Source organism: Streptomyces sp. NPDC044571, from assembly GCF_040647115.1.
Classification (GTDB): domain Bacteria; phylum Actinomycetota; class Actinomycetes; order Streptomycetales; family Streptomycetaceae; genus Streptomyces.
Map to the genome: position 1 here is coordinate 69084 of NZ_JBEZBN010000011.1, position 24958 is coordinate 94041.

The 24958-nt window shown below is 73.9% G+C and carries 20 protein-coding genes; 16 read left to right on the top strand and 4 right to left on the bottom strand.

The genetic code is table 11. The features are described from left to right. Positions 1-3 precede the first annotated feature (3 nt). The 4 genes from AB0B01_RS08490 to AB0B01_RS08505 all read left to right on the top strand — a co-directional run bounded on the left by AB0B01_RS08490 (position 4) and on the right by AB0B01_RS08505 (position 5352). The gene (locus AB0B01_RS08490) at positions 4-2931 is read left to right on the top strand and encodes an FAD-binding and (Fe-S)-binding domain-containing protein (RefSeq protein ID WP_361714315.1); all 2928 of its coding nucleotides are present in this window, start codon (positions 4-6) and stop codon (positions 2929-2931) included. 47 nt (positions 2932-2978) lie between these two features. Then, a complete protein-coding gene (locus AB0B01_RS08495) occupies positions 2979-3959 on the top strand; it encodes an EamA family transporter (RefSeq protein ID WP_361714318.1) in 981 nt (326 codons plus the stop codon). Positions 3960-4136: 177 nt separating this feature from the next. Beyond that, positions 4137-4874: a GntR family transcriptional regulator gene (locus AB0B01_RS08500; protein ID WP_361714321.1), complete on the top strand. Its 738-nt coding sequence runs from the start codon at positions 4137-4139 to the stop codon at positions 4872-4874. A 151-nt stretch (positions 4875-5025) separates the two neighbouring features. After that, positions 5026-5352, top strand: coding sequence for a DUF6415 family natural product biosynthesis protein (locus tag AB0B01_RS08505; protein WP_361714324.1), 327 nt, complete (start codon positions 5026-5028; stop codon positions 5350-5352). A gap of 301 nt (positions 5353-5653) precedes the next feature. Here AB0B01_RS08505 and AB0B01_RS08510 read toward each other — a convergent pair whose 3' ends face one another. After that, positions 5654-6619 (bottom strand): WYL domain-containing protein, encoded by a 966-nt coding sequence (locus AB0B01_RS08510; protein WP_361714327.1) that lies wholly within the window; start codon positions 6617-6619, stop codon positions 5654-5656. A 39-nt stretch (positions 6620-6658) separates the two neighbouring features. On the opposite strand from AB0B01_RS08510, the gene AB0B01_RS08515 reads away from it, so the two are divergent. Continuing rightward, positions 6659-7111, top strand: a complete 453-nt coding sequence (locus AB0B01_RS08515) for a hypothetical protein (protein ID WP_361714330.1) — start codon at positions 6659-6661, stop codon at positions 7109-7111. A gap of 44 nt (positions 7112-7155) precedes the next feature. Here the strand turns inward: AB0B01_RS08515 and AB0B01_RS08520 are convergent, their stop codons facing one another. Then, entirely contained in the window at positions 7156-8787 is a 1632-nt protein-coding gene (locus AB0B01_RS08520; protein WP_361714333.1) for an alpha/beta fold hydrolase, read from the bottom strand. A gap of 299 nt (positions 8788-9086) precedes the next feature. Here AB0B01_RS08520 and AB0B01_RS08525 point away from each other — a divergent pair, with 299 nt between their 5' ends. The 7 genes from AB0B01_RS08525 (at position 9087) to AB0B01_RS08555 (ending at position 18003) form a co-directional block, all read left to right on the top strand. Then, positions 9087-9887: a TIGR03084 family metal-binding protein gene (locus tag AB0B01_RS08525; RefSeq protein ID WP_361714336.1), complete on the top strand. Its 801-nt coding sequence runs from the start codon at positions 9087-9089 to the stop codon at positions 9885-9887. A gap of 98 nt (positions 9888-9985) precedes the next feature. After that, positions 9986-11815: an acyclic terpene utilization AtuA family protein gene (locus tag AB0B01_RS08530; RefSeq protein ID WP_361714473.1), complete on the top strand. Its 1830-nt coding sequence runs from the start codon at positions 9986-9988 to the stop codon at positions 11813-11815. Continuing rightward, the gene (locus AB0B01_RS08535; protein ID WP_361714339.1) at positions 11812-13410 is read left to right on the top strand and encodes a carboxyl transferase domain-containing protein; all 1599 of its coding nucleotides are present in this window, start codon (positions 11812-11814) and stop codon (positions 13408-13410) included. The genes AB0B01_RS08530 and AB0B01_RS08535 overlap by 4 nt, the downstream gene beginning before the upstream one ends. Positions 13411-13430: 20 nt before the next feature. After that, positions 13431-15422: a biotin carboxylase N-terminal domain-containing protein gene (locus AB0B01_RS08540; RefSeq protein WP_361714342.1), complete on the top strand. Its 1992-nt coding sequence runs from the start codon at positions 13431-13433 to the stop codon at positions 15420-15422. Continuing rightward, a complete protein-coding gene (locus AB0B01_RS08545; protein WP_361714345.1) occupies positions 15419-16591 on the top strand; it encodes an acyl-CoA dehydrogenase family protein in 1173 nt (390 codons plus the stop codon). Before AB0B01_RS08540 ends, AB0B01_RS08545 begins: the two co-directional genes overlap by 4 nt. 72 nt (positions 16592-16663) lie before the next feature. Next, positions 16664-17410 carry an enoyl-CoA hydratase family protein gene (locus AB0B01_RS08550; protein ID WP_361714348.1) on the top strand — a complete coding sequence of 249 codons (747 nt, stop codon included), beginning with the start codon at positions 16664-16666 and terminating at the stop codon, positions 17408-17410. Next, the gene (locus AB0B01_RS08555) at positions 17398-18003 is read left to right on the top strand and encodes a TetR/AcrR family transcriptional regulator (protein WP_361714351.1); all 606 of its coding nucleotides are present in this window, start codon (positions 17398-17400) and stop codon (positions 18001-18003) included. The genes AB0B01_RS08550 and AB0B01_RS08555 overlap by 13 nt, the downstream gene beginning before the upstream one ends. Positions 18004-18131: 128 nt before the next feature. On the opposite strand, the gene AB0B01_RS08560 is transcribed toward AB0B01_RS08555, so the two are convergent. Then, positions 18132-19238: a citrate synthase 2 gene (locus AB0B01_RS08560; protein WP_361714354.1), complete on the bottom strand. Its 1107-nt coding sequence runs from the start codon at positions 19236-19238 to the stop codon at positions 18132-18134. A gap of 200 nt (positions 19239-19438) precedes the next feature. Between AB0B01_RS08560 and pdxH the strand changes: the two genes are divergently transcribed. Further along, on the top strand, positions 19439-20101 hold the full coding sequence (pdxH, locus tag AB0B01_RS08565; RefSeq protein ID WP_361714357.1) for a pyridoxamine 5'-phosphate oxidase: 663 nt from the start codon (positions 19439-19441) through the stop codon (positions 20099-20101). Positions 20102-20676: 575 nt separating this feature from the next. After that, positions 20677-21993, top strand: a complete 1317-nt coding sequence (locus AB0B01_RS08570) for a PAS domain-containing protein (RefSeq protein WP_361714360.1) — start codon at positions 20677-20679, stop codon at positions 21991-21993. Between the two features lie 77 nt (positions 21994-22070). Here AB0B01_RS08570 and AB0B01_RS08575 read toward each other — a convergent pair whose 3' ends face one another. Beyond that, a complete protein-coding gene (locus AB0B01_RS08575) occupies positions 22071-22826 on the bottom strand; it encodes an SIS domain-containing protein (protein WP_361714363.1) in 756 nt (251 codons plus the stop codon). Positions 22827-23004: 178 nt separating this feature from the next. Between AB0B01_RS08575 and AB0B01_RS08580 the strand changes: the two genes are divergently transcribed. Both AB0B01_RS08580 and AB0B01_RS08585 read left to right on the top strand, forming a co-directional pair. Further along, positions 23005-23697: a metal-dependent transcriptional regulator gene (locus tag AB0B01_RS08580; protein WP_356850688.1), complete on the top strand. Its 693-nt coding sequence runs from the start codon at positions 23005-23007 to the stop codon at positions 23695-23697. A 366-nt stretch (positions 23698-24063) separates the two neighbouring features. Further along, positions 24064-24945, top strand: coding sequence for an alpha/beta hydrolase (locus tag AB0B01_RS08585; protein WP_361714366.1), 882 nt, complete (start codon positions 24064-24066; stop codon positions 24943-24945). Positions 24946-24958 lie beyond the last annotated feature (13 nt).

Genomic DNA, 24958 nt, shown 5'->3' on the forward strand with positions numbered 1-24958 from the left:
CGGATGAGACGCGCGTGTCCGGGGCAAGGTGGACGGGTGACGGATTCCGGGGAGTTGGAGCGGACCCTGCGGGCCGAGCTGCGCGGGGAGGTGGACTTCGGCGCGGCGGCGCGCGCCCTCGTGACGATGGACGCGTCGAACTACCGGCGTGTCCCGCTCGGGGTGGTCTGTCCGCGCGACGCCGAGGACGTGGCGGCCGCCCTGCGGGTGTGCGCGCAGGCCGGGGTCCCGGTCGTCCCGCGCGGCGGCGGCACCTCCACCGCCGGCCAGGCCACCGGGGTGGGGGTGGTGCTGGACCTGACGCGGCACCTGGACGCGGTGGTGTCGGTGGACCCGGCGGCCCGGACCGCCGTGGTCCAGCCGGGGCTGGTGCTCGACCGGCTGCAGGAGGCGGTGCGCCCGTACGGGCTGGTCTTCGGCCCGGACCCCTCGACGCACTCCCGCTGCACGCTCGGCGGGATGATCGGCAACAACGCGTGCGGCGCCCACTCGGTGGCCTGGGGCACCACCGCGGACAACGTGGCGGAGCTGGAGGTGGCGGCGTACGGGGGAGCGGTCCACCGGATCGGCACCGGCTGGGCGGGGGCTCCCGAGGGGCTGCGCGAGCTGGTCGCGGGGAACCTGGCGGTGCTGCGGACGGGGATGTCCGGGGGGTTCTCCCGGCGGATCTCCGGATACGGCGGCCTGGACGCGCTGCTGCCCGAGCGGGGCGTGCAGCTCGCCAGGGCCTTCTGCGGGAGCGAGGGCACGCTGGGGGTGGTGACCGAGGCGGTCGTACGCCTGGTGGAGGCGCCGCGCGCGCCGGTGCTCGCGGTGCTCGGGTACGCCGACGAGAGCGCCGCCGCCGACGCGGCCGCGGGCCTGCTCGGCTACGCCCCGCTCACGGTGGAGGGCATGGCCCGGGACCTGGTGCGCGGCGCGGCGTCGGCCCTGCCGCGCGGCGGCGCCTGGCTGTTCGCGGAGATGCGGGACGAGGGGGCGGCGCGCGCCCTCGTGCGGGCGGCGGATGCGCTCGACGCGGTGGTGGTCGCGGACCCGGCGGGCCGGCGGGCGCTGTGGCGGATCCGGGAGGACGCGGCGGGCACGGCGACCCGGCTGCCCGGGGGCGGCATGGCCTGGCCGGGATGGGAGGACTGCGCGGTGCCGCCGGCCCGGCTGGGCGCCTACCTGCGGGAGTTCCGGGCGCTGCTGGCGGCGCACGGGCTGCGCGGTACCCCGTACGGGCACTTCGGGGAGGGCTGCGTGCACGTGCGGATCGACTTCGACCTGGTGACGGCGGGCGGGGTGGCCCGTTTCCGGGCCTTCTCGGAGGAACTGGCGGAGCTGGTGGTGGCCCACGGCGGTTCGCTGTCGGGTGAGCACGGGGACGGGCAGGCGCGGGCGGAGCTGCTGCCGCGGATGTACGGGCCCGAGGTGGTGCGGCTGTTCGGCGCGTACAAGGAGGTGTGGGACCCGGCGGGCGGGATGAACCCGGGGATGCTGGTGCGGCCGGCCCGGCTCGACGAGAACCTCCGCTTCGCGGTGCTGCCGATGGCCGCGCCGCAGGCGGCGGAGGTGGCCCGGTGCGTCGGCGTCGCGAAGTGCCGTACGACGGAGGTCGGCGGGCCGGGGGTGATGTGCCCCTCGTACCGGGTCACGGGGGAGGAGCGGCACTCCACCCGGGGCCGGGCCCGGCTGCTGCACGAGATGCTGGCCGGGGAGATCCTGCCGGACGGCTGGCGCTCGGCGGAGGTCGCCGAGGCCTTGGACCTGTGCCTGGCCTGCAAGGGCTGCCGCAGCGACTGCCCGGTGGGCGTGGACATGGCGGCGTACAAGGCGGAGTTCCTGCACCGCCACTGGGCGGGCCGCATCCGGCCGCTCTCCCACTACACGCTGGGCGGCCTGCCGCGCTGGCTCCGGACGATCTCCGCGGTACGGGCGGCGGGGCTGGTGAACGGACTGGGGCGGCTGGCCGGCGGGGTGCCGGGGGGTGGGGATGCCGGGTCGGGGGGCGTGGGTGCTCGGCAGGCGGAGCTGGCGACCGGGAGGCGGTCGGTGGGCTCGGCGGGGCGGGCGTGGCTGGCGGGACTGGTGGGGCTGGCGCCGGAGCGGCGGCTGCCTCCGTTGGCGGCGGAGCCCTTCACGCGGTGGTGGCGGCGCAGCCGTGCGGTCGCGCGGACGGGCGGGGCACGGGGTCCGGGGCGCAGCCCCGGTTTCGGGAAGCGGCGGGGTGGGGAGGGCCGCCCGCAGGGCCCCGCCGCCACCGTCACCCTCTGGCCGGACACCTTCACGGAGTACCTCGCCCCCGAGGCCGGACGGGCGGCCGTCCGGGTCCTGGCCGCGGCGGGACTGGAGGTGGCCGTACCCCCGGCGGGAGTCTGCTGCGGGCTGACGTACCTGTCCACCGGCCGCCTCGACCGGGCCCGCCGGGTCCTGACCCGCACGCTGGACGCGGTGGGCGAGGTCGAGGCGCCCGTCCTCGTCCTCGAACCCAGCTGCGCGGCAGCCCTGCGCACCGACCTCCCCGCCCTCCTGCCCGACGAGCCCCGGGCAGCCCGCCTGGCGGCGGCCGTCCGTACCTTCGCGGAGACCTTGGAGCAGTACGCCCCGCACTGGCAGCCGCCCCGGCTGGACCGGCCGGTGGTCGGCCAGACCCACTGCCACCAGCACGCCGTGCTCGGTGACGCGGCGGACCGCAGGCTCCGTGAACGGGCCGGTCTGACGGGGGAGCTCAGCGGCGGCTGCTGCGGCCTCGCCGGGAACTTCGGTTTCGAGCCGGGCCACCACGCGGTGTCGGTGGCCTGCGCCGAGGAACAGCTCCTGCCGTCCCTGCGCGGGGCGCCGCGCGACGCGGTGGTCCTGGCGGACGGCTTCTCGTGCCGCACGCAGATCGCCCAGCTGGCGGGGGGCCGGGGTGCACACCTGGCGGAGGTGCTGGCGGAGGGGCTGTAAGGCAGGACATAGCTGAACGGGTCTTACAGACCCCTTAGTCTGGATTCATGCCCGCACCCGTGCCCGCTCCCTCCGCTTCCGGTTCTGCGACCCGTTCGCCGTCCGCTTCGGTGTCCGATTCCGCCGGTTCCGGTTCCGCCTCCGCCTCCGCCTCCGCGGAGCCTGCCGTGAGCCCGTCCCGGCTCGGTCCGGTCGCGCTCGTGATCGCGGCGGGGGTCTCGGTGCAGTTCGGGGCCGCCCTCGCCGTGATGGTGATGCCGAGGGCCGGTGCGGCGGGCGTGGTCACCCTGCGGCTGGCCGCTGCCGCGCTGGTCCTGCTGCTCGTGTGCCGCCCCAAGGTGCGGGGGTACTCGCGGGCCGACTGGGGCACCGTCGTGGCCTTCGGCATCACCATGGCCGGGATGAACGGCCTCTTCTACCAGGCCATCGACCGCATTCCGCTCGGCCCGGCCGTCACCTTGGAGGTGCTCGGCCCACTGGCCCTGTCGGTGCTCGTCTCGCGACGCCTGGTGAACCTGCTGTGGGCGGTCCTCGCGCTGGGCGGAGTCGGGCTGCTGGCCGGTCACGGCGGAGGCGGCTTCGGCGGCCTCGACCTGCTGGGCGCGGCCCTCGCGGTGGGGGCGGGCGCGATGTGGGCCGCGTACATCCTCTTCAGCGCCCGTACCGGCCGCCGCTTCCCGCAGGCGGACGGCCTCGCCCTGGCCATGGCGGTGGCGGCGGTGCTGTCGCTCCCGCTGGGCGTGTACGAAGCGGGCTCGGCGCTGCTGGTGCCGAGCACGCTGGCGCTGGGCGTCGGGGTCGCCGTGCTGTCGTCGGTCCTGCCGTACACCCTGGAACTGCTGGCCCTGCGCAGGCTGCCGGCCCCGACCTTCGCGATCCTGATGAGCCTGGAGCCGGCCATCGCCGCCACGGCGGGCTTCCTCCTCCTCCACCAGGCGCTGTCCGCCCTGGACGCGGCGGCGATCGCCCTGGTGATCGCAGCCTCCATGGGCGCAGTCCGCTCCCAGCCCCGCCTGGCAGACGCCTGACCCCCGCTCGCAGGGGCACGCCGCCCGCCCCGACCGGCCGACCTGCGGCCGGCCAACGTGGCCGGCCAACCCGCGGCCGCCCGTTCCGGCGGAGCCGACGCGCCCGGCGCCCCGCTGAGCGAAGCCGCCGACCGTTGACTAAGTTGGTACCACCCTAGGGAGAAACGGAGGTCGATCATGCCCGAGACGGCGCGGCAGATCGCCGACGACTTGCGGGCGCGCATCGACTCCGGTGAATTCGGCCCGGGCGCTCGACTGCCCGGAGAGCCTGCGCTCGTCAGGCAGTACGGCGTGGCGAAGATGACCGCCGCGAACGCGTTGAAGCTCCTGGTCACGGAAGGGGCGGCCGTTGCCCGACCGGGCTCCGGCACCTACGTCCGCGAGTTCAAGCCGATCCGGCGCGTGGCGACGCAGCGACTGTCCCGGTCGCAGTGGTCGTCGGGCGCCTCGATCTGGTCCGCGGATGTGAGTGGCCGGCCGATGGAGGTCGTGGACATCGAGGTCCACGAGACGGTCGCGCCGGGGTGGGTGGTGCGCGCCCTCCGTCTCGACGAGGGCGCGACGGTCCTCGTCCGCAGCCGCCGGTACCTCGTCGACGGATCCCCGGTGCAGCAGGCGACCTCGTACTTGGCCGCCGACCTCGTCCGCCACACCCGGATCGCCCAGCCAGACCCCGGCCCCGGCGGCGTCTACGCCCGGCTGGCAGATCTGGGCTTGGCTCCTGTCGACTTCACGGAGGAACTCCGGGCCCGCATGCCCAGTCCGGAAGAGGCAGACCTGCTCGCCCTCCTGCCGGCGACTCCTCTCATCGAGGTCTACCGGACTGCAATGACCGCAGAGCGCAAGCCTGTCGAGGTCAACCACATGCTGTTGGACGCCGGCTCGTACGTCATGCAGTACGACTTCAACAGCTGACCGTCACACCGTGCAAGGGCCCGCTTCGGCGGGCCCTTTTTGCTGGCGTGGCAGCGCTTCCGAGGAGGGCCGCTTGACCTCCCTAGGGAGATCTGTCCGGCTCCCTAGGGAGATTTATCCCTCGTCGCCCTTTGTCGAGGAGTGATGCGTCGTGCACGAGAGTCCTGCGGACACCCCCGCCTCGGCGATGGCCGCCGACGCGGCGGCCCTGGTCTCGAAGGCCCTGGTCCCCTACAACCTCAAGCCCCCCGATGAGGACATCGCCGCGCTCCTCTCCGGCCTGACCATCCAGGGCGAGCAGCTTCTCTGTGATGTCATCCGCCGGAACGGGGCGGCTGCGGCCGGCAACGCGCTGGAGGACTGGCGCACCCTCACCGGCCGCGGTCCCGAGGCCTCCCCGTTGGGCGACTGGAACCGTGTGCGCGCACTGGCGAGGGTGGTCAGGGCCTTTCACCGAGTGATCACTCAGGAAGGCTGACCGGGTGGCCGTCACGAAAGACCTCGGACGGATGCAGCGGGAGGCGTTCGACCTCTCGCGGCTGAGCCTGAAAATCATGTCCTCGGCGGCGCATCCGGACGGGGTCTGTGCGAAGGAGCACGTGAAGTGTGCCGGCTGCGGACTGCTCGCCCCGTTGGGGCCGGGATAACGCCCGAGTTGTGGTGCGCAGCCGCTCCCGATCGGGGGCCCGGAGGGCGGGGTGACGGTCCACGAGCCCGGGTGTCCCCGGGGGTCGTCGACGTCGGCCCCGGGCGTCACCTGCTCTGCTTCCGGTGGCGCCTCAGGTGTAGCGGGCCGTCATGGTGGTGAGGGCTGTGCGGATGGCGGCTCGTAGGGGCGGCGGGGACAGGACCTCTGCGTCCGGGCCCAGGGACAGGAACTGATCCTGGGCCTGGGTGTGGGACTCGATCGGGAGGACCGCGCGGGTCCAGCCCGGGAGGTCCGGGTCCGGTTCGGCCGTGGCGGTCAGGGCGCGGGCCTGGGCGCCGGTCAGCCGGGCGGCGGCGCGGGGGGAGAGGCGTACCAGGGCCTCCTCCGGGTACAGCCGGGCGTGGAAGTCGGTCTGGGTGCGGCGCCAGTGGGCCGCCAGGTCGAAGCCGTGCGGCGGCTCGGCGCGTTCCTCGGTTTCGGTGACGGACAGGATCTGGTCCACGCGGTAGGTGCGCGGCTCGGCCTGGGCGGGTGCGGCCACCAGGTACCAGCGGCCCGCCTTCAGGACGAGCCCGTACGGGGCCAGGCGCCGGTCGACCTCCCGCGGCTCCTTCCAGCGGCGGTAGCGGACCTCGATCACCCGGCCGCGCCAGACCGCGTCCGCGACCTGGGCGAGGTGCGGGGTGTCCTCGTGCTCCGCGTACCAGCCCGGGGCGTCCAGGTGGAAGCGCAGGCGCATCCGGTCGGCCTGCTCCCGCATCTCGGGCGGCAGGGCGGCGCGCAGCTTGAGCTGGGCTGCCGACAGGGCCGGCCCGAGGCCGAGCTGCGCCGCGGGGCCCGGCATGCCGGTCAGGAACAGGGCCTCCGCCTCGCCGGAGTTCAGTCCGGTCAGGCGGGTCCGGTAGCCGGCGAGCAGCTGGTAGCCGCCGCTGTGGCCGGCGTCCCCGTACAGCGGTACGCCCGCCGCGGCCAGCGCCTCCGCGTCGCGGTAGACGGTGCGTACGGACACCTCCAGCTCGGCGGCGAGTTCGGCGGCGGTCATCCGCCCGCGGGTCTGGAGCAGGAGGAGCATCGAGAGGAGCCGGCTGGACTTCACTGACACAGGATGTCAGGGGAGGGCTCTTAGGTTCACGGGATGAACGACTTCGACTTCTTGCTCGGCACCTGGGACGTCACCAACCGCCGCCGTACCGATTTCCTCGACGCGGACAGTGCGTGGGAGGAGTTCCCGGCGGTGTCCCGCGCCTCGCGCCACTTCGACGGACATGCCAGCTTCGACGAGATCGAGTTCCCGACGAAGGGCTTCGCCGGGCTCACCCTGCGCCTCTACGACCCCGTGCGGGAGCAGTGGTCGCTGTACTGGGCCAGCGGGCGCACGGGCACGCTCTTCCCGCCGGTGGTCGGCGGGTTCCGCGGTGGTACCGGCGTCTTCGAGGGCGAGGACTCCTACGAGGGCAAGGCGGTCCGGGTGCGGTTCGTGTGGCGGGACATCACGGCGGACTCCGCCCGGTGGGAGCAGTACTTCTCCGTGGCCGAGGACGACCGCTGGCTCCTCAACTGGACGATGGACCTGTCCCGTACGTCGTGAGTTCCGTCCCGCCGGCACGGGGGGCCGGCGGGACGGGGACCGGCCTAGCCGAGCGGCAGGTCCAGGTAGGACGGGGTGGGCTCCGGGGAGGTGAAGGCGAGCGTCGCGCGGGGCAGGTTGGCGTCGCCGTAGAAGGGGTCGCGGGCGTCGATCACCAGCATCAGCCGGTGCCCGCGCGGGACGTCGTACGCCGTGGCCTGGAGCTCGATGTCGGCGCGGACGAGGCTGTCGGGCGGTGAGTCGAGGTCCGTGTACGGGGCGTGCGTGACGAGGTGGCCCGTGCCGTCGGGTGCGACGGCGAGCAGGTACGCGACGAAGGTGGACTTGGAGTTCGCGGCCCGGTACGTCACGCGCAGCCGGGGTATGCCGCGCAGGCGGGTGGTCTCCGATTCCGGGTCGGCTGCCCAGACGGCGGCGACGGAGCGGTCGATGTCGCCGGTCGGGTAGGCCTTCGGGCGGCCGGCGATCTCGTCGTACCCGGAGAGCACGACCGCGTCGGCGACCGTGGCGGGGGTGTCCACCCCGCACAGGACGCTCGCGCTCCAGCCGGCGTCGGCGGCGTCGGTGAGCTCGCCGGTCCCGGCCAGGTGCAGGCGGCGTACGTCCTCGGTGACAGAGGGCCAGGTGGGGCGGGGCTCCAGGGCCCGGCCCCACATGACCTCGGCGAGCACCTGGCCCTCGTCGGTGATGCCGTTGTCGATGCCCTTGAGGTGGTGGTCCAGCCAGCGGTGGGCGGTGGTCCAGATCCGGTTGGGCAGCCCGATCATGCCGGTCATCTCCGGCCCGGAGTGGTCGCCGATGGAGAAGTCGAGGCGTTTGGGGCCGGTCAGCTCGTTGAACATCTTCAGCGTCTGGTTGTTCGGGAAGAGCGTCTCGTGCCACGCCTGCGCGAAGTAGACGGGAACGTGCCGGCGGTTGAGCTCCTTGACGTGGCTGTACGGGGAGCGCTGCTCGGCCCAGCGCAGCGTGCCCTGGACGTCGCGGTTGGCGAGGACGTTCTCGAACACGCTCTGGGTCTGCGGGCTCAGCCGTGCCTTCGAGGCCGCGCGCAGCAGTGCCTCCACGGCGGAGACGTGGCGGGTCCGGTTCTCGTAGAAGGCCTCGCCGAGGTCGCCCCAGGTGCTGAGGGCGACCACCGCGTCGACGCGGGTGTCGTGCGCGGCGACCAGTTGGCCGATGCCGGAGCCGTACGAGTCCCCGAGGAAGCCGATCCTGGTCACCGACCCGGCGGTGCGCTCGATGAGGTGGTCCAGGGCCCGGCTGCCGTCGGCGACGTCGAGCGGGCCCGCCACGTCGACCTGGCCCTCGGAACCGGCGAAGCCGCGGGCGCTGTAGGCGAGGACGTTGTAGCCGCGGGCCGCGAAGATGCTCGCCTGGACGACGTAGGGGAGCCAGCCGTGGTGCGTCCACGGCGAGGGCATCACGATCACCGGCCGCGGTTGGACCCCGGTGTGCCGCCACAGCGCGGCATCGAGCAGGTCCCCGTCGGCGCCGGCGACCTTGACGCGGCCGAAGACGGCGACGGAGCGGACGTCCGCGATCTCGGCGGCGCGGGCCGGGGCGAGGCCGGTGACGTCGCCGCTCTCCAAGGCGGTGAGGAAGGCGGTGAGGGTGGTGGCGTCGAGCTCGGGATAGAGGGAGAAGGCGGCTGGGTTCCTGCCGGTCACGTCGGTCACGTCGGTTCATCCTCTTCGTCGGTTTGCCCGGGGTGGGGGGACGAAGCGTTCAGTATCGGTGCGACATCCGGTGATCCCTGGCGAGTTGGGGAGGTACGGCCTGAATCGCCCGGCATGGTGAGCGGGTCGACCGGGGGTCGGACCTGCCGGTCCGCGGCCGGACGGCAAGCGGGCGTCCGAGGGCGCCGGTTGGGGCGGGTGGCGGGAAGGCGGCGGTTGGGCGGCCAAATCATGCAAGCATGCTTGATTGTTTTGTGGCGGGCTGCCAGTCTTCCCTCACGCCGAGAGGGGAGCACGCAGTGCCCGATCCGTCCGCCATCGCCGTCCGTGCCGACCTGCGTGAGGAGAGCCTCGAACTGGACCGCCTTGTAGGCGAGTTGCCGGAGGCGGACTGGGCCCGGCCCACCCCCGCCCCAGGCTGGACCGTCGCCCACCAGATCGCCCACCTGCACTGGACGGACCGGGCCGCGCTGCTCTCCCTCACCGACGCTCCCGGCTTCGCCCGCCTGACCGAGACGGCCCTCGCGGCGCCGGACACCTTCGTGGACGAGGGTGCGGCGCAGGGCGCGGCGCTGCCGCCCGGCGAGCTGCTGGAGCGCTGGCGGGCCACCCGTACGGCGCTCGACGCGGCACTCGCCGCCGCCTCGCCGGACACCCGCTTCCCCTGGTTCGGGCCGCCGATGAAGGCCGCCTCGATGGCGAGCGCCCGGCTGATGGAGACCTGGGCGCACGGCCAGGACGTCGCGGACGCCCTCGGCGTCCGCCGCATCCCGACCGCGCGGCTGCGGCACGTGGCCAGGATCGGCGTACGTGCCCGGGACTACGCGTTCGCCGTACGGGGACTGCCCGCTCCCGGCGAGGAGTTTCGGGTGGAACTGCGCTCCCCGGACGGCCGGGAGCTCTGGTCGTACGGCCCGGAGGACGCCGCGCAGCGGGTCACCGGCCCGGCGCTCGACTTCTGCCTCCTGGTGACCCAGCGGGCCCACCGCTGCGACCTGCGCGTGACGGCGACCGGCCCCGACGCCGACCGCTGGCTGGACATCGCCCAGGCCTTCGCGGGGCCGGCGGGCCCGGGCCGCGCACCGGGAGACGCGCGGTGACCCGTCCCCCGGTGCCCGGCCGTCCGCTACCCGGTCGTCCGCTGCGGATCGGGAACGCGTCCGGCTTCTACGGAGACCGCTTCGACGCCCTGCGCGAGATGCTGACCGGCGGACCGCTGGACGTACTGACCGGGGACTACCTGGCCGAGCTGACCATGCTGATCCTCGGCCGCGACCGGCTGAAGAACCCGGACCTCGGCTACGCGAAGACCTTCCTGCGCCAGCTGGAGGAAGGCCTCGGCCTGGCGCACGAGCGGGGCGTACGGATCGTCGCGAACGCGGGCGGGCTGAACCCGGCGGGGCTGGCCGGGTCGATCCGCGCGCTGGCGGCCGAGGTCGGGGTGCCGGTCGCGGTCGCCCACGTCGAGGGCGACGACCTGATGCCCTACGCCGGGGCGGAGGGGGCCCTGACCGCGAACGCCTATCTCGGCGGCGCGGGCATCACCGCCTGCCTGCGGGAAGGCGCGGACGTGGTCGTCACCGGCCGGGTCACGGACGCGGCCCTGGTCAGCGGGCCGGCGGCGTGGTGGTTCGACTGGGCGCCGGACGACTACGACCGGCTGGCGGGGGCGGTGGTCGCGGGCCATGTCCTGGAGTGCGGGACCCAGGCGACCGGCGGGAACTACGCCTTCTTCGCCGGGCACGACGTCCGTCGGCCCGGCTTCCCGCTGGCGGAGATCTCCGAGGACGGCACGGCGGTGATCACCAAGCACCCGGGTACGGGCGGGGTGGTCTCGGTCGGCACCGTCACCGCCCAACTCCTCTACGAAACCCAGGGCGTGCGCTACCTCGGCCCCGACGTGACGGCCCGCCTGGACACGGTCCGCCTGACCGAGGCGGGTCCCGACCGGGTCCGGATCTCGGGCGCGGTGGGCGAGCCGCCGCCCTCCACCCTGAAGGTGGGGGTCACCCGGATCGGGGGCTGGCGCAACGAGGTGGCCTTCGTCCTGACCGGCCTGGACATCGAGGCGAAGGCGGCCCTCGTGCGGGCGCAGATGGCGGAGGCGCTGGCGCCGGTCTCCTCGGTCGCCTGGACTTTGGCCCGCACGGACCACGAGGACGCCCCGACGCAGGAAACGGCGAGCGCGCTGCTGCGGCTGGTGGTCCGGGACCCCTCGCCGGAGCGGGTGGGCCGCGAGCTGACCTCGGCGGCCGTCGAGCTCGCCCTGGGCAGCTACCCGGGGTTCCACGTCACGGCCCCGCCGGCCCCGGCCCAGCCGTACGGGGTCTTCACCTCGGCCCCGATCCCGGCCGACGAGGTCCCGCACGTGGCGGTCCTCCCGGACGGCACCCGCCGGATGATCCCGGCTGCCCGAGCCTCCTCCCCAGCCCCGCCCCTCTCCGGAACCGGGGACGTGACCAGCGGGGCCCCCGACGGGCGCTCCGCGCCCGCGCCCTCCCCCGCCGCGCGGGCCGGATGTGCGGGGCACACCCCCGCCCCGCCGGCGGGTGAGGCGCCGGGGTCCGGGGGCGGAGCCCCCGTCGGCCCCGGGGCGGAGCCCCTGGAGCGGCGCCCGGGCCCGCAGCCCCCGGCTCCGGGGAAGGGCGGGGAGGGGGCGAGCCCCGCAGGGCCGGTGATCCGCGCGCCCCTGGGGGCGGTGGCCGGGGCTCGGAGTGGGGACAAGGGCGGCGACGCCAACGTCGGTGTCTGGGTCGAGACCGACCCGGCCTGGGACTGGCTCCACCGCACCCTCACCGCAGAGGTGTTCCAGGAACTGCTCCCGGAGACCCGCGGGCTGCGCGTGGAGCGGCACGCCCTGCCGAACCTCAGGGCCCTGAACTTCACCGTCACCGGCATCCTCGGCGCCGGCGTCGCCTCCGCCCACCGCTTCGACCCCCAGGCCAAAGCCCTGGGCGAGTGGCTGCGCGCCCGCCACCTCGACATCCCCGTCCACCTGCTGCCCGCCCCGGAGGGGACCGGCCCATGACCCGTCTCACCAGCACCGTCGACCCCCACGCCCCCGAGTTCGCCGCCGCCCGCGCCGCCGCGCAGGAACGCCTGGCCGAGCTCGATGCCGAACACGCCAAGGCCCTCCTCGGCGGCGGCGAGAAGTACACGGCCCGCCACCGGACCCGCGGCAAACTCCTCGCCCGCGAGCGGGTGGAGCTGCTCCTCGACCCGGACACCCCGTTCCTGGAACTGTCCCCGCTGGCCGCCTGGGGCAGCGATTACCCCGTCGGTGCCTCCATGGTCACCGGCATCGGCACGGTCGAGGGCGTCGAGTGCCTGATCACCGCCAACGACCCCACCGTCCGCGGCGGGGCGTCCAACCCCTGGACCCTCAGGAAGGCCCTGCGGGCCAACGAGATCGCCCGGCAGAACAACCTGCCCTGCATCAGCCTCGTCGAGTCCGGCGGCGCCGATCTGCCCTCCCAGAAGGAGATATTCATCCCGGGCGGCGCGATCTTCCGGGACCTCACCCGGCTCTCGGCCGTCGGCATCCCCACCCTCGCCGTCGTCTTCGGCAACTCCACCGCCGGAGGCGCGTACGTCCCCGGCATGTCCGACCACACCATCATGATCAAGGACCGGTCCAAGGTGTTCCTCGGCGGTCCGCCCCTGGTCAAGATGGCCACGGGCGAGGAGAGCGACGACGAATCCCTCGGCGGAGCCGACATGCACGCCCGCACCTCCGGCCTCGCCGACCACTACGCCCTCGACGAGCACGACGCGATCCGCCAGGCCCGCCGGGTCGTGGCCCGCCTCAACCACCGCAAGCCGCACCCGGATCCGCCGCGCGCCCAGGAACCGGCGTACGACCCGGACGAACTCCTCGGCATCGTCCCGGCCGACCTGAAGACCCCCTTCGATCCCCGCGAGGTCATCGCCCGCATCGTCGACGCCTCGGACTTCGACGAGTTCAAGCCGCTGTACGGCACCAGCCTGGTCACCGGCTGGGCCACCCTCCACGGCTACCCGGTCGGCATCCTCGCCAACGCGCAGGGCGTGCTGTTCAGCGCCGAGTCGCAGAAGGCCGCCCAGTTCATCCAGCTCGCCAACCAGCGCGACATCCCGCTGCTCTTCCTCCACAACACGACCGGCTACATGGTCGGCAAGGAGTACGAGCAGGGCGGCATCATCAAACACGGCGCGATGATGATCAACGCGGTATCCAACTCCCGCGTCCCGCACCTCTCGGTGCTCATCGGGGCCTCCTACGGCGCCGGCCACTACGGCATGTGCGGCCGCGCCTACGAGCCCCGGTTCCTCTTCGCCTGGCCCAGCGCCAAATCCGCCGTCATGGGACCCCAGCAGCTCGCCGGCGTGCTCTCCATCGTCGCGCGGCAGTCCGCCGCCGCGAAGGGACAGCCGTATGACGAGGAGGCGGACGCCGGGATGCGGGCCTTCGTGGAGGCGCAGATCGAGTCCGAGTCCCTGCCGATGTTCCTGTCCGGGCGGCTGTACGACGACGGGGTCATCGACCCGCGCGACACCCGTACCGTCCTCGGCCTGTGCCTGTCGGCCGTCCACAACGCCCCCGTCGAGGGCGCCCGCGGCGGCTTCGGCGTCTTCCGGATGTGAGCCCGCACATGACCCCGCACATGACCCAGCTGATCACCTCGGTCCTCGTCGCGAACCGCGGCGAGATAGCCGTCCGCGTCTTCCGCACCGCCCGCGCCCTGGGCCTGGCGACCGTCGCCGTGCACTCCGACCCCGACGCGGGCGCCCTGCACGTACGGGAGGCGGACGCGGCCGTACGCCTGCCCGGGGCCGCCCCCGCCGACACCTACCTGCGCGGCGACCTGGTCGTCAAAGCCGCTCTCGCCGCGGGCGCAGACGCCGTCCACCCCGGCTACGGCTTCCTCTCCGAGAACGCCGACTTCGCCCGCGAGGTGCTCGCCGCGGGCCTGGTCTGGATCGGCCCGCCGCCCGAGGCCATCGAGGCCATGGCCTCCAAGACCCGGGCGAAGGAGCTGATGCGCGCCGCCGGGGTCCCGCTCCTCGACCCCGTGGACCCGGCGCACGCCACTGCCGCGGACCTGCCGCTGCTGCTCAAGGCCGCCGCGGGCGGCGGCGGGCGGGGCATGCGCATCGTCCGCGAGCTGTCCGAGCTCAAGGCCGAGCTGGACGCCGCGGCTGCCGAGGCCCGGTCCGCCTTCGGCGACGACGAGGTCTTCGCCGAGCCCTACGTCGAGCGCGGCCGCCACGTCGAGGTGCAGATCCTCGCCGACGCCCACGGCACGGTCTGGGCGCTCGGCACCCGGGACTGCTCCCTGCAGCGGCGCCACCAGAAGGTCATCGAGGAGGCCCCCGCGCCCGGCCTTCCCGAAGCCCTGCGCACCATCTTGCACGAGGCGGCCGTGGCCGCCGCCCGGGCCGTCTCCTACCAGGGCGCGGGCACGGTCGAGTTCCTGGTCGCCGCCGACGGGCGCCCGTACTTCCTGGAGATGAACACCCGCCTCCAGGTGGAACACCCCGTCACCGAGGCGGTCTTCGGCCTGGACCTGGTCGCCCTCCAGCTGCGGATCGCCGAGGGCAGGCCCCTGCCCCTCACGCCTCCGGAGCCCGCCGGCCATGCCGTGGAGGCCCGCCTGTACGCCGAGGACCCGGGCAGCGACTGGCGGCCCCAGACCGGTGTCCTGCACACCCTCGCCGTCTCCGGCGACGTCCGCGTGGACACCGGTTTCACCGACGGCGACACGGTCGGCATCCACTACGACCCGATGCTCGCCAAGGTCGTCGCACACGCCCCGACCCGAGCCGAGGCGGTCCGGGCCCTCGCCCACGCCCTGGCCGGAGCCCGGATCCACGGGCTCCTCACCAACCGCGAACTGCTCGTACGCTCCCTGCACCACCCCGAGTTCGCGGCCGGCCGCGTCGACACCGGCTTCTACGAGCGGCACCTGGCCGCCCTCACCGCGCCCGCCCCGGGCGCCGAGCGGGCCACCGCCCTGGCCGCCGTCGCCGCCGCCCTCGCCGATGCCGCGCCCGCCCCCGGAGCCCCGCTCGCCGCCCGCCTCGGCGGCTGGCGCAACCTCCGCTCCCAGCCGCAGAGCCGCTGCTACAGCGCGGGCGGGACCCCGTACGAGGTCCGCTACCGGCCCGCCCGCACCGGGCCCCCGGAGCTCGTGGACCAGCCCGGCGTTCGCGTCCTCTCCGTCGAACGGGAAGGCGTCACCCTCGAAGTCGACGGTGTCCGGCGGATGTTCCACGTGAAACGCAAATCGAACACCCAAGGCCCGGGAGGGGAGGAGACCTACGTGGACTCCGCCCCTGCCTTCGGCGGGGGGACCCCCACGCTGGGTGCCCGCACCCTGACCCCCGTCCCCCGGTTCAGCGACCCCCGAGCCCGCACCGAACCCGGCTCCCTGCTCGCCCCCATGCCCGGCACCGTCATCCGCGTCGCCGAGGGCCTGGCCCCCGGCACGCCCGTCACCGCCGGGCAGCCCCTGCTGTGGCTGGAGGCCATGAAGATGGAACACCGCATCGTCTCTCCCGCCTCCGGCACGCTCACCGCGCTCCACGCCACCGTCGGCCACCAGGTCGAGTTCGGCGCCCTGCTCGCCGTAGTCCAGGAGGAACCGCCAGCATGAGCCCCGCCACCAGCCCCGTCATGGAAACCGAAGACCGCAAGGCGCTGCGGGCCGCCGTCGCCGCCCTCGGCCGGCGCTACGGGCGCGACTACCTCGCCCGGGTCGCCCGCGAGGGCGGCCACCCCGACGAGCTGTGGGCCGACGCCGCCAAGCTCGGCTACCTCGGCGTCAACCTCCCCGAGGAGTACGGCGGCGGGGGCGGGGGCATCGCCGAACTCTCCATCGTCCTCGAAGAACTGGGCGCCGCGGGCTGCCCCCTGCTGATGATGGTGGTCTCACCGGCCATCTGCGGCACGGTCATCGCCCGCTTCGGCACCGAGGGGCAGAAGCGGGCCTGGCTCCCCGGTCTCGCCGACGGCAGCCGCACGATGGCCTTCGGGATCACCGAGCCCGATGCCGGCTCCAACGCGCACCGCATCACCACCACCGCCCGCCGTGACGGACAGGAATGGGTGCTCAGCGGCCGCAAGGTGTTCATCTCCGGCGTGGACATCGCCGACGCCACCCTCATCGTCGGCCGCACCGAAGACGCCCGCACCGGACGACTCAAGCCCTGCCTGTTCATCGTCCCCCGCGACGCCCCCGGCTTCTCCCGCTCCGTCATCGACATGGAGCTCCAGGCGGCCGAGAAGCAGTTCGAACTGGTCCTGGACGAGGTGCGGCTGCCCGCCGACGCCCTGGTGGGCGACGAGGACGCAGGCCTGCTCCAGCTGTTCGCCGGGCTCAACCCCGAACGCATCATGACCGCCGCCTTCGCCATCGGCATGGGCCGGTACGCGCTCGCCCAGGCCGTCGACTACGCGCGCACCCGCCAGGTCTGGAAGGAGCCGATCGGCGCCCACCAGGCGATCGCCCACCCCCTCGCGGTCGCCCACATCGACCTGGAACTCGCCCGCCTGATGATGCAGAAGGCCGCCCACCTCTACGACGCGGGCGACGACATGGCCGCGGGCGAGGCGGCGAACATGGCCAAGTACGCTGCCGCCGAGGCCTGCGTGAAGGCAGTGGACCAGTCCGTCCACACCCTGGGCGGCAACGGCCTCACCCGCGAGTACGGACTGGGCTCCCTCATCACGGCCTCCCGGGTGGCCCGCATCGCCCCCGTCAGCCGCGAGATGATCCTCAACTTCGTCTCGCACCAGACCCTGGGCCTGCCCAAGTCGTACTGAGCCCCGGGCGTCGGCTGCCGCCCGTCGGCTGACGCCCCGCACCACCCGTACAACCCTCCGGAGGAGAACGGCATGTCCCCCCTGGTCCGCGTCGAGCCGGCAGCGCATCCGCCCGGTATCACCACCCTCACCCTGGACTCCCCGGGCAACCGCAACGCGCTGTCCGCGGGCCTCGTCGGCGAGCTGCGCGCCGCCCTCGCCGCGGCGGCCGCCGACCCCGCGGTCCGGGCCGTCCTCCTCACCCACACCGGCAGCACCTTCTGCTCGGGCGCCGACCTCAAGTCCCCCTGCGAACCGGCCGACTTCCTCGCCCTGCTCCGCGAGATCGCCGAACTGCCCCGGCCGGTCGTCGCCCGCGTCACCGGTCACGTCCGGGCGGGCGGACTCGGCCTGCTCGGCGCCTGCGACATCGCCGCCGCGGGGCCGCAGTCCTCGTACGCCTTCACCGAGACCCACCTCGGGGTCGTCCCCGCCGTCATCTCCGCGCCGCTGCTGCCCCGCCTGGACCCGCGCGCCGCCAGCCGCTACCTGCTGACCGCCGAGGCCTTCGACGCGGCCGAAGCCGCCCGGATCGGGCTGCTCACCCTGCACGGCGAGGACGTCGACGAGGTGCTCACGCCCGTGCTCACCGGGCTGCGCAAGGCCGGCCCGCAGGCCTTGGCCGAGACGAAGCGCCTGGTCACCGCGCCGCTGCGGGCCGCTCTGGACCGGGACGGAGACGCGCTGGCGGAGCTGTCCGCCCGCCACTTCGCCTCGGACGAGGCCCGCGAGGGCATCACCGCCCGCTTCGAGCGCCGGGACCCGTCATGGGCCCTGTGACCGGCGCGAAGCCCGTGACCGGCCCCAAGCAGGCCCGCAGCCGCGTCACCCGCCGCCACCTCCTGGAAGCGGCCGTCTCCTGCCTGGCCGAACAGGGCTGGGCCGGCTCCACCGTCGCCGTCGTCGCCGAACGCGCCGGTGTCTCCCGCGGCGCCGCCCAGTACCACTTCCCCACCCGCGAGGCCCTGTTCACGGCGGCCGTCGCCTACGTCGCCGAGGAACGCTCCACCGCCCTGCGCGAGCTCTTCCACGCCGGTCCGGCGGCCCGCCCCGCCGTGGTCGGGGCCCTCGTCGACCTCTACACCGGCGCCCTCTTCCGGGCCGCCCTCCAGCTGTGGGTCGCCGCCTCCAACGAGGAACAGCTGCGTCCCCAGGTCGTCGAACTGGAGGCGCGCGTGGGCCGCGAGACCCACCGCATCGCCGTCGACCTCCTGGGCGCCGACGAATCCGTCCCGGGCGTACGGGAGACCGTGCAGGGCTTCCTCGACATGGCCCGCGGCCTCGGCCTCGCCAACGTCCTGACCGACGACGGCCCCCGCCGCGCCCGCGTCGTCGCCCAGTGGACCCGCATCCTGGACACCGTCCTCGGCTGAGCCGTACCGCCACCCGAGCCGTCCCAGGCAAACCGGGGCCGCACACGGCAAACCGGGGCGCACACGGCACAGGGCGCCGCACCCCGTCGGGGATGCGGCGCCCTGCGGCCTCCGGCGGACGGGACGGGTCAGGCCGTCTTGGCGATGTCCGCGAAGCCCTCGATCTCGCGCGGGTCGCGCCGGCCCGGGCCGATGTAGCGGGCCGAGGGGCGCACCAGGCGGCCCGTGCGCTTCTGCTCCAGGATGTGCGCCGACCAGCCGGCGGTGCGGGCGCAGGTGAACATCGAGGTGAACATGTGCGCCGGGACCTCCGCGAAGTCCAGCATGATCGCGGCCCAGAACTCCACGTTGGTGGCGAGCACCCGGTCGGGGCGGCGGGCGTGCAGCTCCTCCAGCGCGGCCTTCTCCAGCGCGGCCGCCACCTCGTAGCGCGGGGCGTCCAGCTCCTTCGCGGTACGCCGCAGCACGCGGGCGCGCGGGTCCTCGGCCCGGTACACCCGGTGCCCGAAGCCCATCAGCCGCTCGCCCTTGTCCAGGGCCTTCTTCACGTACGCCACGGCGTCGCCGGTGCGCTCGATCTCCTCGATCATGCCGAGCACGCGGGACGGCGCGCCGCCGTGCAGCGGCCCGGACATCGCGCCCACGGCACCCGACAGGGCGGCCGCCACATCGGCGCCGGTGGAGGCGATCACCCGCGCGGTGAACGTCGAGGCGTTCATCCCGTGCTCGGCGGCCGAGGTCCAGTACGCGTCGACGGCCTTGACGTGCTTCGGGTCCGGCTCGCCCCGCCAGCGGATCATGAACCGCTCGACCACGGACTCGGCCTTGTCGATCTCGCTCTGCGGCACCATCGGCAGGCCCTGCCCGCGGGCGGACTGGGCGACGTACGACAGTGCCATCACGGCGGCCCGCGCCAGGTCGTTGCGGGCGGTCTGCTCGTCGATGTCGAGCAGCGGTTTCAGGCCCCACACGGGGGCGAGCATCGCGAGGGCGGACTGCACGTCGACGCGGATGTCACCGGAGTGCACCGGGATGGGGAACGGCTCGGCGGGCGGCAGGCCGGGGTTGAACGCCCCGTCGACGAGCAGACCCCACACGTTCCCGAAGGAGACGTGGCCGACCAGGTCCTCGATGTCGACGCCGCGATAGCGCAGCGATCCGCCTTCCTTGTCCGGTTCTGCGATCTCGGTTTCGAACGCGACGACCCCTTCGAGCCCGGGTACGAAGTCGGACATCAGGCGGCTCCTCAGATAGTGCGAACACGCGCGGCTCCCGGCGTGATTCGCAGTCCGGCGCGGTCATCCCCGTTGATGCCCGGCACGGCCGCTGGTCACCCGTTGTGGGACCCGCGGACCGGCCCCAAGATTTTGGCGGTTCCCGCTGGCCTGCGGAAGCGTGACATACGGCACACTGCCGCGCGTCCTCCTGCGGCAGGATGGCCCGCGTGACCGACCAGGACATTGACCCCGCCACCATGCGCAAGCAGTACCGCTCGGAGATCGTCCACGAGGACGGCCTCGCCGAGGATCCCATGCGCCAGTTCGCCGTGTGGTTCCAGCAGGCCGCCGACTCGCATCTCTTCGAGCCGAACGCGATGGTCGTCTCCACCGCGACGCCCGACGGCCGCCCCAGCTCCCGCACGGTGCTGCTGAAGCAGTTCGACGAGCGGGGCTTCGTCTTCTACACGAACTACGCCTCCCGCAAGGGCCGCGAACTCGACGCCAACCCGCACATCGCCCTGCTGTTCCCCTGGCACCCCATCGCCCGCCAGGTCATCGTCACCGGGACCGCCTCCCGCACGGGCCGCGACGAGACCGCCGCGTACTTCCGCTCCCGACCCCACGGATCCCAGCTGGGCGCCTGGGCGAGCGAGCAGTCGGCGGTGATCGCCTCCCGCGCGGAGCTCGACCGCCGCTACGCCGAGCTGGAAGAGCGCTACCCGGAGGGGGAACAGGTCCCGGTCCCGCCCGAGTGGGGCGGCATCCGGATCGTCCCCGAGGAGGTGGAGTTCTGGCAGGGCCACGAGAACCGCCTCCACGACCGCCTGCGCTACGTCCGCGAGGGCGGGAAGTGGCGCATCGAGCGGCTCTGCCCGTAGCCGTGCGGCGGCGCTGACGGGAGGGTCGGGCGGGCCGCGCCCGGCCCCGGAGCACCGTCCGGGAACGCAGACGACCCGCGAGCTCGGGTTTCTCTTCTGCAGTAAGAGAAGCCGGCCGGACGTACCGGCGAGCCCGCGGGTCGGGTGACTGCTTGGGATTGGCGCCGGGCGATTCCGCCGGGCACCGCACTGGGTGCGTGCGACGACGGGCCTTTAGCCCGCAGCCACCTCACGCGTCCGGTTACCGTACATTTCCGGAACCACCTCCCTTCTCGTGTACGGCAGAGCCTAGACACGCACCCCGCGCGCCACAAGCATTTATTTCCCCCCGCCCCGCGCAGCCCCGCGTCACCGCCTCCGGCCGGCGGGGGACGTCCGTACGCGCCGGAGGCTCTGCGCCGTGACGGCCCCGACCGTGGTGGTGAGGGTGGCCGCGGTGGGTGGCTTACGGGGTGCTCACCGGGCCCTCCTGAGCGGATTTCGTGCCCAATTCGGGGAATGCGGTGTGGGCTGCGTCACGTTCCAGTTCAATGATCTGACGTGCCGCACACGCGAACACCTGCAGGGGGTGCCAGGTGAGTGCTTCCGGACGGAGTGAGACCGCCGACGATCTGCTCGCAGCGCTGCTGGACGGGATGGACGCGGCTCTCTGCGCCTTCGACGCCGACGGCGTGATCACCCACTGGAACCGCGAGGCCGAGCGGATCCTCGGCTGGAGCGCCGCCGAGGCGGTGGGGCGCAAGGGCTTCGCCGGGTGGGCAGCGCGGGCCGCCGACGCGCAGGACGTCGAGGACCGGCTCATGGCCGCCCTGGAGGTTCCCGGCCGGCAGGTGAACGAGTTCGCGCTCCTGACCAAGGAGGGCGGCCGCGTCCTCGTGCGGACCCAGTCCGCCGGAGTGCCGGGCGCCGACGGGAAACCCGCCGGGGTGTACTGCGCCTTCACCGAGGTGCACACGCAGATCGACCTGGAGCGGTCCATTGCCCTGAGCGAGGCCCTGATGGAGGACGCCTCCTGGGGCGTCGTCCTCGTCGACGTGGACCTGCGCCCGGCCGTCGTCAACGCCCACGCCGCCCGTGCCTTCGGCTCCGGACGCACGACGCTGCTCGGGCGGCCCCTCGGGGAACTGCTCAGCCAGGGCGTCGAGGAACTGGAAGGCGCCCTCCAGCACGTGCTGGCCGAGGGATCCTCTCCCGAGCCCGTCGAGCTCTGGGTGTCCGTGCCCACCCCGGAGGGGGTGCGGCGGCGGTGCTGGCGGTGCGGGTTCCTGCGGCTCGGTTCTCCGCTGGCGGAGGAGCCGGTACCGCTCGGCGTCGGCTGGCTGTTCCAGGACATCACCGAGGGCCGCCAAGCCGCGCTGGACACGGCTCAGGTGCGGTTCCGCTCCAGCCAGCTCCACCGGGCGGGGCGGGCGGCCGCCGAGTGCGAGGACCCGGCGGAGGCCGCGGTCGTACGCCTGGACTTCGCCCTGGCCGGCTTCGCGGAGCACGCCCTGCTCGACGTACTGGACCAGCCGGCCGATCCCGAGCGGCAGCGGCTCGTGCGCTCCGCCGCCTCGCCGCCGCTGCTGCCGGGGTCCGGGGCGATCCCCGTGCGGTACGAGCCCGGGCACCCGGCGCTCCAGGCCCTGGACCGGATCGGGTCGGTGCGCAGCAGCGCGCCGCGCGGGGACGCGGCCGAGGGCTGGGCGCAAGCCCGCCACTGGCCGCGGGACACGGCGCACGCGCTGTGCACCGTACTGCGCAGCCGCGGGCGGACCCTGGGCGTGCTGACCTTCGTACGGGGACCGTCGCGGGCCGCCTTCGAGCAGGCGGACGCGGCGTACGCGGAGGAGGTCGCGGCCCGTGTCGCCGCCGACCTGGACCTGGCCCGCGCCCCGAAGGACGCGCCGTAGGACACCGTGGTGAGGACCCGGTGGTGAGGGCCGGTCGTCAGGGCCTGGTGGCCAGGACCCGGTCGTCCCGTGGCGGACTAGTGGCGGAAGAAGATGCGGTCGCCGTACTCCTGGAGGACCCGGCCGTTCCACTCGTGGCCGCCGTCCACGTTGCCCGAGCGCAGCAGCGGGGGCTCCACCCCGCGGGCGGCGAGTTCGCCGGCCGCGGCCGCCGTCACGGCCTGCATGATCGCGCTGGTGACGACGGTGGAGGCGGGGGCGAAGGGGGCGTCGATGCCGTCGAGGGTCAGCTCGGCGTCCCCGACCGCGATCTTGCTGTCGAGCACGATGTCGCAGTGGTCCTTGAGGAAGGTGCCCGAGACGTGCCGCGACCTGGTCTGCGTCGCGTAGGCCACCGAGGTCACGCCGATGACCTTGAGGCCGAGGGCGCGGGCGTTCATGGCCATCTCGACCGGCAGGGCGTTGCGCCCCGACAGGGAGATGATCACGAGGACGTCCCCGGCGGTGGCCGGGCTGCTGTCCAGGACGGCCCCGGCGAGGCCGTCGACCCGCTCCAGGGCGCTGCCCAGCGTGGCGGGCATGACGTCGACACCGACCGTGCCGGGCACCGCGAGGAAGTTCATCAGCGCCAGTCCGCCGGCCCGGTAGACCACGTCCTGGGCCGGCAGCGAGGAGTGGCCGGCACCGAAGGCGAACAGCCGGTTCCCGGCCGCCACCGCGTCGGCCATGACGGTCCCGGCCTCGGCGATGCGCCCACCCTCCTCCTCCCGCACCCGCTCCAGCAGGCCGATGGCGGCGTCGAGGAACTGACCGGCCAGCTTGCTCTCGCTCATACGCCGAAGGCCCTTCCGAAAGTGGGTGCGTCCGTGTCCGCCGCTCACCGTGCGGTCTGTACCAAGGGCGTGTCAATACGGACGTCAATCCCCGGGACCGCGCCCGGCACGGGACGGTTGTCGGCCCGATGCGTCAGAATTGGGGGCAGGGCCAGCGCACGATATCCGAGGGGCACGAATGTCCGGACTGATCGACACCACGGAGATGTATCTCCGCACCATCCTGGAGCTGGAAGAGGAAGGTGTGGTCCCCATGCGCGCCCGTATCGCCGAGCGGCTCGATCAGAGCGGCCCCACGGTGAGCCAGACGGTGGCGCGGATGGAGCGCGACGGCCTGGTGGCCGTCGCGACCGACCGGCACCTGGAGCTGACCGACGAGGGGCGACGGCTGGCGACGCGCGTGATGCGCAAGCACCGGCTCGCGGAGTGTCTGCTCGTCGACGTCATCGGTCTGGAGTGGGAGCAGGTGCATGCCGAGGCCTGCCGCTGGGAGCACGTGATGAGCGAGGCGGTGGAGCGGCGGGTGCTGGAGCTGCTGCGCCACCCGACCGAGTCGCCGTACGGGAACCCGATCCCGGGGCTGGAGGAGCTCGGCGAGAAGGCCGAGGCGGACCCCTTCCTGGAGGACGGGATGGTCAGCCTGTCGGAGCTGGACCCGGGGACCGAGGGCAAGACCGTGGTCGTGCGCCGGATCGGCGAGCCGATCCAGACGGATGCGCAGCTGATGTACACGCTGCGGCGGGCCGGCGTGCAGCCGGGATCGGTGGTGAGCGTGACGGAGTCGCCGGGCGGGGTGCTGGTCGGCAGCGGCGGCGAGGCGGCCGAGCTGGAGGCGGACATCGCCTCGCACGTCTTCGTCGCCAAGCGCTGAGGCTTCGTCGGCTCGCGCTGGGGGCCGCGCCCCGCGTCACCGTCACGTGTCCCGGTCACTCGTCCTGGGGATGTGTGGCGAGTGAGGTGTGGATGCGGTGCCAGGGTGTGGTGATGTGGGTGGTCCCGGCGCCGCGCCGGGCCGGGGCCGGGGCTCCCCATGGTGTACCCGAGGCCCGCGCGCTACAGGTCTTACCCGCGGACCGTCTTACCCCCGCGGCCCCTGCACCCGGGGGTAAGGATCTCCATCGGCAGCGGTGGTCAATCCTTGAGCAAGGTCACTCGAAAGAGGGGTGTTGGGGGCGAGAACCCTGTTTTCGAATGCGGGTTCGATAGTCTGGCCGGGAGCGAAGGGGGTGCATCTGCGGTGGTACAGCGCATTGATGTGACGGGGTCCGACGGCGTGCGCCTGGCTGCTTGGGAGTTCCGGGAAGCCGAGGACGAGCCCGCGGACCCGCAGAGCCCGCGGGTGCTGTTACTCCACGGCCTGATGGGCCGTGCCTCCCACTGGGCCGGTACCGCCCGGTGGCTCGCCGAGGGCCGCCGCGTCGTGGCCCTCGACCAGCGCGGCCACGGGCAGAGCGAGCGCCCGCCGACCCGCCCCGGCAGCCCGTACTCCCTCGGCCGCGAGGCCTTCGTGGCCGATGCGGAGGCAGCCATCGAGCAGCTCGGCCTGGCCCCGGTGACCGTGGTCGGCCATTCCATGGGCGCCCTCACCGGCTGGCAGCTCGCGGCCCGCCGCCCCGAGCTGGTCGAGGCCCTGGTGATCTGCGACATGCGGGCCTCCGCCCTCGGCGAAGCCTCCCAGCGCGCCTGGGAAGAATGGTTCCGCCGCTGGCCCCTGCCCTTCCCCACTCAGGACGCCGCCCGCCGCTGGTTCGGCGAGGACGACCCCCGGGTCGAGCGCCCCGACCCCGGCCGCGGCGCCTTCTTCGCCGAGGTGATGCACGAGGCCGCGGACGGCTGGCGACCCCTCTTCTCCCGCCGCCAGATGCTGACGGCCCGGGAGACCTGGGTCCACGACGCGCACTGGGAGGAGTTGGCCCAGGTCCGCTGCCCGACCCTGGTCGTCCGGGGCCTCGACGGCGAGCTGGGCCGCGCCGAGGCCCAGGAAATGGTCCGCGTCCTGCCGGCCGGCCAGTACGCCGAAATCCCCGACGCGGGCCACTACCTCCACTACGACCAGCCGGCCGCCTGGCGCGCGGCCCTCGAACCCTTCCTGGACCGGATCAGAGCCACCGCCCCCTGACGCCCCGACCGCC

Coding starts and splice junctions, on each gene's coding strand:
- AB0B01_RS08580 (WP_356850688.1), top strand. CDS start 23,005: ATGTCCGGACTGATCGACACCACGGAGATGTATCTCCGCACCATCCTG.
- AB0B01_RS08555 (WP_361714351.1), top strand. CDS start 17,398: ATGGGCCCTGTGACCGGCGCGAAGCCCGTGACCGGCCCCAAGCAGGCC.
- AB0B01_RS08560 (WP_361714354.1), bottom strand. CDS start 19,238: ATGTCCGACTTCGTACCCGGGCTCGAAGGGGTCGTCGCGTTCGAAACC.
- AB0B01_RS08490 (WP_361714315.1), top strand. CDS start 4: ATGAGACGCGCGTGTCCGGGGCAAGGTGGACGGGTGACGGATTCCGGG.
- AB0B01_RS08535 (WP_361714339.1), top strand. CDS start 11,812: ATGACCCGTCTCACCAGCACCGTCGACCCCCACGCCCCCGAGTTCGCC.
- AB0B01_RS08530 (WP_361714473.1), top strand. CDS start 9,986: ATGCTGACCGGCGGACCGCTGGACGTACTGACCGGGGACTACCTGGCC.
- AB0B01_RS08545 (WP_361714345.1), top strand. CDS start 15,419: ATGAGCCCCGCCACCAGCCCCGTCATGGAAACCGAAGACCGCAAGGCG.
- AB0B01_RS08550 (WP_361714348.1), top strand. CDS start 16,664: ATGTCCCCCCTGGTCCGCGTCGAGCCGGCAGCGCATCCGCCCGGTATC.
- AB0B01_RS08495 (WP_361714318.1), top strand. CDS start 2,979: ATGCCCGCACCCGTGCCCGCTCCCTCCGCTTCCGGTTCTGCGACCCGT.
- AB0B01_RS08540 (WP_361714342.1), top strand. CDS start 13,431: ATGACCCAGCTGATCACCTCGGTCCTCGTCGCGAACCGCGGCGAGATA.
- AB0B01_RS08500 (WP_361714321.1), top strand. CDS start 4,137: ATGCCCGAGACGGCGCGGCAGATCGCCGACGACTTGCGGGCGCGCATC.
- AB0B01_RS08575 (WP_361714363.1), bottom strand. CDS start 22,826: ATGAGCGAGAGCAAGCTGGCCGGTCAGTTCCTCGACGCCGCCATCGGC.
- AB0B01_RS08515 (WP_361714330.1), top strand. CDS start 6,659: ATGAACGACTTCGACTTCTTGCTCGGCACCTGGGACGTCACCAACCGC.
- pdxH (WP_361714357.1), top strand. CDS start 19,439: ATGGCCCGCGTGACCGACCAGGACATTGACCCCGCCACCATGCGCAAG.